The following is an 11,505-nucleotide window of genomic DNA, read 5'->3' as shown; positions in this document are numbered from 1 at the left end:
GCCATGGCGCAAGGGATTGCCACCTGGCTGCCTCGGTGCCCCACCTGCCACCGCGCCAACCTCCGACGCTCCCCGCGAAGACTGCTCGCTCTCCCCGTTCATCCATCGGGCCCCTGACGCAGTAGTGCTAACGCCCGAAGGAGGGTTGCCTCGATGCGCTTCTTCGAAGAGCGTGTTCAGCTGCCGCTCCTCATCTCCTGCCGAATTGTGGTCAGTCATTGATTGACCCATGCCTTCTTGCTGCTGTCCCACACCTTCTCAACATACCTACCCTTTGCGGCGAGGCCCACGCGTTCAAATGCGGCTTCAGAAGCGGCCGTGCCTCTGGCCCCTTCGGCGCGTAGTGGCCAGATGCGTTGTCAACCTCGACGATTTTGCCGTAGACGATCGCCACTCGCCCAGCAGCGAGAACGTCATTTCCGCTGGCTACAACGGTGATCACGGCGGTTGAGGCGGGTAGCCGCAGGAGGTCAACTGCCCCGCGTCGTCCAATCTGATTCAGATGAGGAGATGGAGATGCCTGGGGGGGGTAAGCTAGCACATCGAAGAAGCTCCGGAGGCCCAGCTGGCCAGAGGGCTGGTGCTGGTTGTCGGTGGCGGGGCTCGCGTCGGGCATGCCCGTAGGTAGCACGAGGCGCCGACGCCGTCAGGACGGGCTGCTGCTGCACACCGGGTCAGCAGCACATTGGCCGAACGCGAGGTATCCGGCCATCCTCCACTCATCAGCCAGACACCGGCATCGCGTGGGGTGCTTGGCGCGCGGCAGGCCCCCGGCGGCACATCAACAATCTTACCAAGCTTGTCGCGCTATTCATCAACCCTGGAGCAGTCCGACGCGAGCAACTCCCAAACCCAATCGTCGCTTGGAACCACATAATGCGACAGCCGACAAGACACAGGTTCACCAGCCGATACGGATGCACGAACCAAGTCACCCAGCCACTCGGATCTCTCAAGAACTAGGACACTGCGACGATACACTCCGTTCACACGCAGGCGGTTTCTATCAATGAAGACCGACGGAACCATGCGCATGGCGCGAACACCACGAAACTCAAGCCCCACACTTCCACCGGCGTGCAGATCAAGCCGCATCCGGACACCGCCGGAACTCGACGAAAACACCACCTCCTCCATGGGAGCATCGTCGAACTCCAAGTCTTCGGCCAGCACAGCAAACTCTGACATGGCTCACCTCACCGTCTGCGACTTGCCACCACCGAGCTTCAGCTTACTCCTACAGTTGTAGTTTGAGTCGCGCTCCTCGGGCCCGGTAGTGACACCGCATGGCCACAGCCTGGTGGTGGCGCCGCCAGCGAATCCACGCCAGGACGTGCGCGAGCGGAGCGACCGCACGCCGCAGCAGCGCCACCAGGAGTCCGCGCACTTCCTGGGCGGAGGAGCGGACGAGGGCTGTCAATGAAGGCCGCGCCGGGCGAGAAACGCGCGCATGGGGTTTCTTCGCCTCGGCAGGCCGAGCGCTTTGGGGGGCAAATTCTCCTGGGGTGGAAGGTTGGCCCTGGCGCGCGCTGCGGCGAGGTAGACGTGCGCCACCAGGCACAGCGTCATGTGCCGGCGCCAGGCCATCCAGGTGCGCACCTCGTAGTCGGCCAGGCCCACTTCGCCCTTGGCGGGCTCGAAGTCCTTCGCCGTCTCCGGAACCGATCCCCGGAGCGGTCAGGGGACTTCCGCCTCCAGCACATCAAGCCATCGGTCGCACGTCTCTAGCAGGAAGTCGGGCCCGGCCGCCGCCGCTTGTGCCTGAACTGCACGAACTGCCGCGCGCAGACACGACACATCCTGTTCACTAGACAGAACCTCATCAAGACGTATGTTCTTCAGCCCCGGCGGCATGCACTCGATGTAGTCGGCCCACTGGGCACATACCACTCCAAGCCATTGGCCGCAGGGGGCGGGTAGACCGTCTGCCTCCCGAGAGAGCTCTGCGACCATTACCGCCAGCGCGCCATCTCGGACGAACCGAGCTCTCTCACCATATGAAATAGGACTTTGGGACATATTCGGATCACCTGATCAATAGCACCTTGCCTGCAGTTGAACCGGGCTGCCCGAGTTGCGCCTGCAAATGCCCGAGCATGTCATCAGAGAGCCCCGTCACATCCACGACATGAACGATTCCCTTAGTCGTGTTGTGCTTCATGGCGTCGAAGAAGTTCGCGACAGCAGCCCTCTGCTGCGCGGCTGTCGGTGGCAACCCCTTTGAATTGAGGTACGGCCCCTTCACGGAGATGCTCCCAAGACCATTAGGGTCAAAAACGTCGATGCCTTCAATATTCGAAGGCTCAAGTCGCCGGCCGAGCATCTTCTCAAGTTTCGAAATGGCGAGCGTCTCGTTCCGGCTCCACCGCTTCTGTTCGTGGTTCCAGCCGAGAACGCGATGCCTGAGTGTATCTATTAGCTTAGCGCGAGCCTCGTTCAGTTCTCCCGACACCGCTGGCGCCCCGCCCCCTTTGACAGCGTCGTCCGCACTCATCAGCAAGGGCCGAGACATCCTAAGTGCGTCACCCGCTTGATCCGTCGCTCCGGTGACGAGGTCAGTGATGAAGTGCCCAGACGGAACACCCGCCAGCGCAGGCGTCATGCCGCCTCTACGGGCCATTCCGGCGGCTGTCTCCATAGCGTCCTCCACCATGTTGACGGCTCGACGACCCGTTCCCGTGGCACCGTGCGTTCCGACCGCCCAGTCGCCAACCAGCAGCGCTGTCTCCGGAAGGCTCGCACCACATGCGTAGCTGAACTCCTCCTCTATCACGCTGGTGGCAGAAGCCGAGCAGTTCTCCCACGTGCGGAGCGCTGCATTGCCCGTCTCCAATACGGCCTGCTTGGCGAGCTGGGATGCAATCTCGCCAGCAGGCTTCTGCGTGAACTCGCGGAGCGCCTGCATGTTCTGCTCTTGCAGCCAGATGTGGTCCTGGCCGACGGCCGTATCCGCACTCCGATAGCGCCAACCCTCGTCGAGAACGCCGACCTCCCAGCCCGTCCAACGCTTGACGTGCTCACGCTGGAGGGACAGTCCGAGGTTGATGGCGCCGTGCACTTGGCCAGCGAGGTAGTTCCAAGCGCCGTCCTTCATCCCGCGCTCGACCGCCTCGAAGTCGGTCCGGCCATCTGGGTCCACGTACCTGAGCGGGTTACCCGAAGCGTACCCCCAAGGGTTCATACCCGTCGGACGCGCAAGGTACGCCCCTGCCCCCATCGGGTCCTCGGAGAGGAAGCGCCCGGTGCCGGTGTCAAGCCAGCGCTGCTGGGCGTAGGTGAGGCCCGACTCCGCGTCGTAGGCGTGTCCGGTATACCCAAGGCTGGCCTGTGCGGACGTCGGGGCCGTGCCGTTGCGGTGGGCGCCCCAGGCGTCGTACTCCTGCCGGGTCCCCGCGCCCGTCGCCGGGTAGTGGCCCACCGCACTGCCCATCCCATCATGGGCGATGCGTTCGGCGCCCACGGCTACCATCATCCCTGCGCCTTGGGTGTAGAGCAGCGCCGGCTGTCCCGCCAGCCGCTCCTCCGCCAACACGCCACCCGCCCACAGGTACGTCGACGTCTGGGCTCCCGTCGTCCGGGCCACCCGCAGCCCGTCCCAGCCGTACCGGTATTGCGTCGTGACGCTGCCGCCCTCCCCTGCCACCCCGGGCACCACCGTCACCTTTGTCAGCCGGCCTCCCGCGTCCCAACCGTAGTCCTTGCGGCCTCCCGCCCGCTGCTCCGACGTCACGCGCCCCACCAGGTCCGTCGCGTACGTCGCCAGCCGCTGCTTCGTTGGATCCACCTCCAGCTCGTTGAAGAGGCCTTCCAACCCTCCCCGGCTGTCGAACGCATAGCGCCAGTGCCGCTGGGCCGTGGCCGTGTCGAAAGCATCCGGCGTCAACGCCCCCGCGTACCCTGCCGCCGTCTCCTTCTCCCCCAGCCGCGTCCCGTCCGCCGCCAGGTGGCACAGCACCGCCCGCCCATCCTCGTACTTCACGCCCGTCAGCCGGTCCGCCCCGTCGTACCCGTACTCCGTCCGCTTCAGCGCACCTGCCGTCTCGTCGCGGGAGTCCTCCGCCGTCCGGTTGCCTCGCGCGTCGTACGTGTACTCAAAAAGGCTCTTCAGCCCCGTCGCCAACGCCAGGGTTGCGCAGTCCGCGTCCGTGCTCGCGTTGAGCACCGCCCTCAGCCGCCCGCGGCCTTCGTAGCAGCGGCGCTCCACCAGCCCGCCGCCCTTCACCGCCAGCAGCCGCCCTCCTCCTGCTTCCCATTCGAATTCCGTCGTTCCCGCCGGGCCCGTCGCCGTCCCCAGCCGCTCCAGCGCGTCATACCCATACGTCACCATGCCGGCGGGTGACGTCACCGTCAGTCGCTGGCCACTGGGGCGATACGTGTAATCCACCGCCTCCGCGCCCCGCTCCTGCCGCGTCAACAGCCGCCGCGCGTCGTACGTGTAGACGTTCGCCAGCGTCTGCCCTCCTCGCGTCTCCTCCACCCGCCACGGCTGGTCCTCCGCCGTGTACGCCAGCGTCACTGCCGCCTGGGCGCGCTCAGGACGATGGCCGACTTCGATTGGGGCTGGCCCAAGCGGATTGACAGGACGGCCGTCGAGAGCGTCCTGGCCCTGGACTTCATGGCCCGCCCCGCCAACGTCGTCCTCGTCGCGCCTCAGGGCCTGGGCAAGACGATGATTGCCCAGAACATCGATTACAACGCCGTGCAGGCTGGCCACTCCGTCCTCTTCACCACCGCCTCCCAACTGCTGCTCGACCTCGGCAGTCAGGACTCTGCGCGGGCCCTGGACCGGAGACTCAAGCACTACTGCACCCAGGCGGGTCTGCTCGTCATCGACGAGATTGGCTACCTCTCCTACGACGCCAGGAACGCGGACCTGCTCTTCCAACTGGTGTCGCGCAGGTATGGGAAGAAACCGATTGTCTTGACGACGAACCTCCCGTTCTCGGAGTGGACCACCATCTTCCCCAACGCCGCGTGCGCCATCGCTCTCATCGACCGCGTCATCCACCACGCCAGCATCATCAGCATTGAGGGCGACAGCTACCACCGACGCGTGGCCGAGGAGCCCCGCGCCGAGCGCAAGGCCAAGAAGGGCTGAACTCCTCCGCGCCCTCAGCGGCCAGCCGGCCCCGCGCTCCCGCTCTGCAGTGGGGGCGGGGCCGAGCTGCTTCCGATGACCAAATTTCCGCGTTCCACGATGACCGCCAACAGTCGCCGACACCAACCATCTCAGACTAGCTCGAACTCAAATCTATCAGTCCACCCAAAGCCCTCGTCCTGAGCAACGACTCGGCGCAACACCACGACAATATCATCAAACCTGCCGCCCAGAGCCTGCCGAGACACATGTGAATCCCTCCAAACAAGACGCACAGGGCGCTCGACATCCGCACTAAGCCTATCCCAGAGCGCGTCCAAGTTACGTCCGTAATAAGGCCCAAATTCGAGTTTCTTCGCAAGCTGCTCATGGAAGTCGCGTTCTGACCGGATTGCCGCACCATCAAGCTCAACAAGCATGCCTCACCTATTTCCACCGCCCGACAAACTCCACCGTCGCATAGTGGTCAATGGCAACATAAACAAGACCATCATCAGAGTATAGCAATCGGGTGCCCTCCTGCTTCGCCCGACTCATACTTCCCACCAACCCGACATCCGCCTCATACCACACTCTCCCAGGCACTGTCGGCAACACTCCGGTTGTATTCATGAAGACATCCCCTCCGATTTGACCTCCCGGGACCGAATTCCACAAAGCCTTACCGGGCTGCCAACCTGCCGCCTGCGCCTGTGCCTTGGTGATGTAGTTCGACGGCAGCGCACCAGTCGAACGAAGTGAATCAACAAGCGGATTTGCCTTTTCGGTTACCCGGAGCACTCCCCTGTACGACACATGGCGTGCTGCATTGGCAGCAACGTCTCCCGGCGTCCCATGCACGCCGTACCTATGCGTCAGCGCCTCGAACGTCTCTCGCAACTCGCCGTTCTCGCCCATGCTTTCGCCAAGCTCAGCGAGTTCCTTCGACGTGGGGTTCCACTCCTCGATGCCGGGAGCGCCCTTGAGAGCCCTCGCGACTTCATCCGCGGATTTGGTTCCGCGCAAGTACCGGAGGGCGTACCCCACACCGGCCTTGCCAATCTTGAAGACACCCCATCCGACGACGGCAACGACGATGTCACCGTGGCTCGTCGGGACGCCCATGACGCCCGCCGCGAACTCCGTGGCCGCACCCAGCTCCTCAGCCCTCGCACGGCCACCGAAGAAGGCCCCTCTGTTGTTCGCGTTCTGAGCCAGCGCATCGAGATAGCCGTCGAGTGTCGAGTCGCTTCCGACCTCGCGCAGGTGGAAGAGCGTTGCCGAGACGATGGCCTGCTTTATTCGCGCCAGCTTTCCCGCGTCGTCAGGGTCATACTGAGCGTTGCTCATCAACCCCTGAAGAGTCTCTAGCCGCTTCCCGCTCACCCCCAGCTGCATGGCGTGGAAGTACGCCTCTTCAACCGTCTCGCCCTCTTGGAACGAAACGCCGAAGTCGCTCCTGTTCCGCTTGTTGGCGAGGCGCCCATCCGGGTCCGTGTATCGCGTCGGATTCCCATTGGCATACAGCCACGGGTTCAATCCCTGCGGCTTCTCCAGGTACGCCCCCGCCTCCACCGGTGTCAACGGCCGGGGTCATGGACCGCAGGAGGGTCGGCCAAGCGGATCGGGGTGACGCGTTCGTCAGGCAGCCGCAGTTCGAGTTCGCGGCGATGGCGAGGTGGGGTCGGCCAAGCGGATCGTTTCCGGTGACTACCGAGCCTCTGCGGAGGAGGACTTCCGGCGCCGGGTCGGGGGCGGGTTGCGGAAGCTGTCGCCTTCGATGACGAGGACGTGGGAGTGGTGGAGGAGCCGGTCCATGGCGGCGCTGGCCATCAGCGGGTCGCCGAAGAGGGGCGGCCACTCTTCGATGGCGCGGTTGGAGGTGATGACGGTGCTCTTGCGCTCGTAGCGTTGGCGGACGACTTCGTAGAGGTCCGCAGGTTCATCCTGGGTGAGGCCACGCAAGCCGAGGTCATCGATGATGAGCAGCTCGGGCGAGGTGAAGCGCACGAGGCGCTTCTCGTAGGTGCCATCGCCTCGGGCGGCGCGCAGCTGCTGGAGAAGCTCGTGGGCGCCGAGGTAGAGGGCGCTGTATCCGGCACGGCAGGCGCGGTGGCCGAGGGCCTGGGCCAGGTGGGACTTGCCGACGCCCGTGGGGCCGACGATGAGGACGTTGTCGTGGCGCTCCAGGAAGCCGCACGTGCCCAGCTCCAGCACCTTGGCCTTGGGGACGCTGGGGTTGAAGTGGAAGTCGAAGTCCTCGAGCGTCCTGGCGTGCTCGAAGGCGGCGCGGCGCACGCGCTGGGACAGCTGCTTGGAGTCGCGTCGCTCCGCCTCGTCGCCCAGCAGCCGGTAGAGGAACTCAGAGTGGGAGAGGTTGTCGTCCACCGCTTGCTGGGTGCGCAGCTGAAGCGACTGGAGGACACCGGACAGGCGCAGCTTCTTGAGCAGGGGGACGAGCGCGTCAGTGGGACTCAATTTCGGACTCCTGGGGCACGGCGGAGGGGTGCAGCAGCTCGGCCACGCTGCGTGCGAAGCGCGGCTGAGGAAGCGAGGGCGTCGCCGGGGCCGCGAGCGCCAGGGGCAGCGGCTGCAAGTCCAGGCCCTGGCGCAGCAGGTTCTTGATGGCCCGGTAGGTGTACGCCCCGTAGTAGTGGGCCCTGCGGGCGGCGGCCTGGGCGCGCTCGGGCGGGAAGCCTTCCAGGTGGGTGACGATGGCTTGCACCGCTCTCAACTGCGACAGCACGTCGTCGGAGTCGAAGACGGCGCGCACGTAGGTGAGGACGTCCTCGCCCAGCCTCGCCGCCCGCCCTTCCCAGTAGCCGCGGCTGCGGTGGCGCAAATCCGCGCGGTGCTGGGGCAGGTGCGCCTCGTGGGTGCTGTAGAGGCCACTGCCGCGCCGGGCGTGCGTGGCCACGCGCACGTCGTCCGCGTACGCCTCCAGGCTGGCGTCGGTGACGCGCAGCCAGACGTCGCTGCCGACGAGGTGCGTGTTCCGGGGCAAGCCGAGCACCGATTCCGGGCCAAGGTGAGCAGCGATTCCGGAGCAAGGTGAGCAGCCGCACCAGCTCTCTCAACCTGTCCATGTCGACTCTCCGGTAACTCATCCGCGCGCGTCCCTCCGCACACCGCTCCGGCGGTGCTCGGTGGTGCGCGAGGATGCATGGGATGACCGCCCAGGTAGGTACTCAGCCCACCCACTGGCCACGTTTCTTCCGACGGCCTCCGCCCTGAGCCGACCGCCGCGCCCATTGCTCCGGCGCGCGATCCGCTTGGCCGACCCTGGGGCGATCCGCTTGGCCGACCCTGGGGCGATCCGCTTGGCCGACCCAGCTACGAACAGCTTGGCCGACCCGACTGCGATCCATTACCCCGGCCCGTTACACGTCCGGGCCACCCGCAGCCCGTCCCAGCCATACCGGTATTGCGTCGTGACGCTGCCGCCCTCCCCTGCCACCCCGGGCACCACCGTCACCTTCGTCAGCCGGCCTCCCGCGTCCCACCGGAGGAGGACGAGGAGCCCGAGTAACTTCCGGGGGTTGGCTCTGCGGCTGGGGGTGCGCGGGAACCGCACGTTTCTCGCGCAGCAGGAGTAGAGCCGCGCAAGTCCGCCTCCCACGTCCTCGCGTCTTCCATGGCCACCGTGTGCCAGGGCCGACCTCATGAACGAAGACGGGGTCTGTGCAGCGGATACACTTCTGGCACGCGGCCCTCTCCGCTCACCCCGTCCTCCTCCACTCCCCGGCCCCACTCCGGCTTCGCGTGGGGCTTCGTGGCGCGCCGGGACGGGCTGGCGGCGTCCGCTACAGAGGGGGCGAGACCAACGCCTGAGGGAGGGTTGCCTCGATGCGCTTCCCAGTGAAGGCAGACCGTTCCCGCGTGCGCCACCCCAGTAATGGCTAGCACATGCCAGCGCAGACCTCACGCAATAGAGGGACCGTGCATCGGACACCCAGAAGCTCTCAAACACAGCCTACATCAACCCGACACTCCGACGTATGGATCGCCGACTTCGGCACCATCACTGGTGAATCAGGGAGCTTCTCGCCCGACAACCCTCGAAATCACTCCTCAACAATTGCCTCGCCCAGGAGGACGCGAACTCTCTCAACAGTACCCACGTCTCGCGCACAAACAAACACACTTCGAACACCTTCATCAACAGGTGCCATTGCCCCATCACGAACAAACCAATCCCCCCCCGCCCACCAGACAACGAGACGGTCACTAGCCTCCGTCATGACCGCCCCCCCTAACTCGCCTAGCTTCTCGATCGGTTGACCAGCCGCCACAACAAGCCTTAGACGTGGCCACTGGGGGAAAGCCTGCTCTACGAATTCAAGCACCGCATGATCCTCCAGACACCTAACGATGCTGGTGTATGCGGGGTCGCCATCCTCAAATATCGCCCCATCCTCCCGCATCGAAATATTAACCTGCGCCGCCCGGATAGAACCGCATGTCACCCTGAATTTGCCCTGGCTATCTCGCCACAAATTCGGTGCAACAGGCTTCCCGGACACGTCCCACTCCCACATCCCAAGGCAAACCCTATCACCAGGAACAGAATACTCGACACCTCCAAGTGCAACATGAAAATCCACAAACACACCCGCTACAGGAACACCACGCTCAAGGAACCATCTCCTTGCGACGTCGACATCTACAACTGGGGCATGGCGACTCCCCGCCGACAGAAGAATTTGGGCGCGCTCTGAAAGCCCCAAATGCATCCAGACCTGCTTTTCCATTATTTCCTCCGGCATCACTGCGTCCGATTCAAACGACCGTTAGTGTAGGCGGCAGGAGACTGTGGGTCTCGCAACACCATTCCTGGAAACTCCGCGTTCCCATGAATCGTTGAACAATTTGCACATACGGGGACACGCTCCCCCGTCCTAGGGCGATAGGCATCGGTGAATCGAATGTCCGTGAGCGATGCATCAGCGCCGCCGTCAGCCAACAGCTTGCATGCCGCATTGGACTCTGCGCAGCCAAGCACGTTGCGCCGGCGGAGATTAGCGAGCTGTCCGGCCTTTATCCGTTCGGCCACACGTCGTTCGCCCGCCTTGATGTCTGGATGATCACTGGAGTTCCTCTCCCCGGAAACCCCAATCACGACATCTCCCGTTCGCTTGTTAATCGCCGCCACAATGGCAGCCGGCGGCTCCTCCATGCCGGCCGGCAGGGTTCCTGTCTCCATCATTTTTTCCCAACGTTGCAGTTCGTGAAAGAGCGCCTCCTCCTCAGGCAACACGCCCCAGAAGCCATTCTCACCCGCAGAGTCAGCTGCCGCAGCACTCGTCCGCTCTGCCGGGCTTAACCTCCTCGACTGGGCCACACGTGCGTTCGCTTGTGCCTGTTGGTGTTTGGCGTGCAGTTTCGCGCTACCCGCTACGCCAGACGTCAATAAGCCAGCGGTAGCCGTTCTCGACCAATCCCAGCCTTCCTGCCAGCCGGCCGCCCTCGAGACGCCTTGGTCAGCAGCGTCCAAGCTGACCGCTGTTGCCGTGGTGGCGAGAACGCCATAACCGGAAGCCAGAGCTAGTGCCGGTGCAGCTACTGCACCAACTACCGCGCCGTGGGCCCCCGACTTCAGGCCGGCTTCTGCGCGGTCCGAGAGGTCGCCGTCCGTCCCCAAAAAGCCGCCAGTAAATCCGCCGGTTGCGCCAGCTGCAGCACCCGCGACAGCAACCTTCGCGCCCGTAGCAGTCAATACCGTTCCAGTAGTGAGCTGGGCGCCGGTAGCAGTAACCCCCATTGCCGCGAGTGACGCACCGAACGTCAGGCCAGCAACACCGCCAGCCGCACCACCAACAAGGAGGCCCTTGCCGCACCCGCTCCATCCATCCCCGTCAGCGGCGTTCCATGCGCCGATGGCGCATCCGCCCACACCACCAATCAGTGCACCGATACCGGCTGCACCGAGGTTGGCAATCCGCCCATCCGGGTCCGTGTATCGCGTCGGATTCCCATTGGCATACAGCCACGGGTTCAATCCCTGCGGCGCCCCGAGGTACGCCCCTGCCCCCACCGGGTCCTCGGAGAGGAAGCGCCCGGTGCCGGTGTCGAGCCAGCGCTGCTGGGCGTAGGTGAGGCCCGACTCCGCGTCGTAGGCGTGGCCGGTATACCCAAGGCTGGCCTGGGCGGACGTCGGGGCCGTGCCGTTGCGGTGGGCACCCCAGGCGTCGTACTGCTGCCGGGTCCCCGCGCCCGTCGCCGGGTAGCGCCCCACCGCACTGCCCATCCCGTCATGGGCGATGCGTTCGGCGCCCACGGCCACCGTCATCCCGCCCCCCTGCGTGTAGAGTAACGCCGGCTGTCCCGCCAGGCGCTCCTCCACCAACGCCCCAGCCGCCCACAGGTACGTCGACGTCTGGGCGCCCGTCGTCCGGGCCACCCGCAGGCCGTCCCAGCCGTACCGGTAT

General features: G+C 65.0%; 9 protein-coding genes. 1 reads left to right on the top strand and 8 read right to left on the bottom strand.

The window, feature by feature from the left end:
* Window positions 1–807: 807 nt before the first annotated feature.
* On the bottom strand, window positions 808–1,188 hold the full coding sequence (locus tag D7X12_RS42625; protein WP_147443881.1) for a hypothetical protein: 381 nt from the start codon (window positions 1,186–1,188) through the stop codon (window positions 808–810).
* 838 nt (window positions 1,189–2,026) lie between these two features.
* The gene (locus D7X12_RS33630; protein ID WP_120629308.1) at window positions 2,027–4,516 is read right to left on the bottom strand and encodes an RHS repeat-associated core domain-containing protein; all 2,490 of its coding nucleotides are present in this window, start codon (window positions 4,514–4,516) and stop codon (window positions 2,027–2,029) included.
* A 24-nt stretch (window positions 4,517–4,540) separates the two neighbouring features.
* Here D7X12_RS33630 and D7X12_RS33625 point away from each other — a divergent pair, with 24 nt between their 5' ends.
* Complete coding sequence (locus D7X12_RS33625; protein ID WP_244224941.1) at window positions 4,541–5,098, top strand: ATP-binding protein; 558 nt, start codon at window positions 4,541–4,543, stop codon at window positions 5,096–5,098.
* A 131-nt stretch (window positions 5,099–5,229) separates the two neighbouring features.
* Here D7X12_RS33625 and D7X12_RS45410 read toward each other — a convergent pair whose 3' ends face one another.
* The 6 genes from D7X12_RS45410 to D7X12_RS33590 all read right to left on the bottom strand — a co-directional run.
* Window positions 5,230–5,517 (bottom strand): barstar family protein, encoded by a 288-nt coding sequence (locus tag D7X12_RS45410; RefSeq protein WP_120629307.1) that lies wholly within the window; start codon window positions 5,515–5,517, stop codon window positions 5,230–5,232.
* A gap of 7 nt (window positions 5,518–5,524) precedes the next feature.
* Window positions 5,525–6,661, bottom strand: coding sequence for a ribonuclease domain-containing protein (locus D7X12_RS43815; protein WP_208719438.1), 1,137 nt, complete (start codon window positions 6,659–6,661; stop codon window positions 5,525–5,527).
* A 126-nt stretch (window positions 6,662–6,787) separates the two neighbouring features.
* Complete coding sequence (istB, locus tag D7X12_RS33610) at window positions 6,788–7,555, bottom strand: IS21-like element helper ATPase IstB (RefSeq protein ID WP_120629306.1); 768 nt, start codon at window positions 7,553–7,555, stop codon at window positions 6,788–6,790.
* Complete coding sequence (locus tag D7X12_RS33605) at window positions 7,542–8,081, bottom strand: hypothetical protein (RefSeq protein ID WP_120629305.1); 540 nt, start codon at window positions 8,079–8,081, stop codon at window positions 7,542–7,544. The genes istB and D7X12_RS33605 overlap by 14 nt, the downstream gene beginning before the upstream one ends.
* A gap of 1,060 nt (window positions 8,082–9,141) precedes the next feature.
* The gene (locus D7X12_RS42620) at window positions 9,142–9,828 is read right to left on the bottom strand and encodes a hypothetical protein (protein ID WP_147443880.1); all 687 of its coding nucleotides are present in this window, start codon (window positions 9,826–9,828) and stop codon (window positions 9,142–9,144) included.
* Window positions 9,829–9,842: 14 nt separating this feature from the next.
* A partial coding sequence (locus D7X12_RS33590) for an RHS repeat-associated core domain-containing protein (protein ID WP_147443879.1) occupies window positions 9,843–11,505 on the bottom strand: 1,663 nt, incomplete at its 5' end.

Origin of the sequence: Corallococcus sicarius, from assembly GCF_003611735.1 — a bacterium.
GTDB lineage: Bacteria > Myxococcota > Myxococcia > Myxococcales > Myxococcaceae > Corallococcus > Corallococcus sicarius.
This window is presented reverse-complemented; position numbering and strand designations above follow the sequence as displayed.

Excerpts from the sequence above, each read along its gene's own strand:
- D7X12_RS42625 (WP_147443881.1), bottom strand. The coding sequence starts at position 1,188 with ATGTCAGAGTTTGCTGTGCTGGCCGAAGACTTGGAGTTCGACGATGCT.
- D7X12_RS33625 (WP_244224941.1), top strand. The coding sequence starts at position 4,541 with ATGGCCGACTTCGATTGGGGCTGGCCCAAGCGGATTGACAGGACGGCC.
- D7X12_RS45410 (WP_120629307.1), bottom strand. The coding sequence starts at position 5,517 with ATGCTTGTTGAGCTTGATGGTGCGGCAATCCGGTCAGAACGCGACTTC.
- D7X12_RS42620 (WP_147443880.1), bottom strand. The coding sequence starts at position 9,828 with ATGGAAAAGCAGGTCTGGATGCATTTGGGGCTTTCAGAGCGCGCCCAA.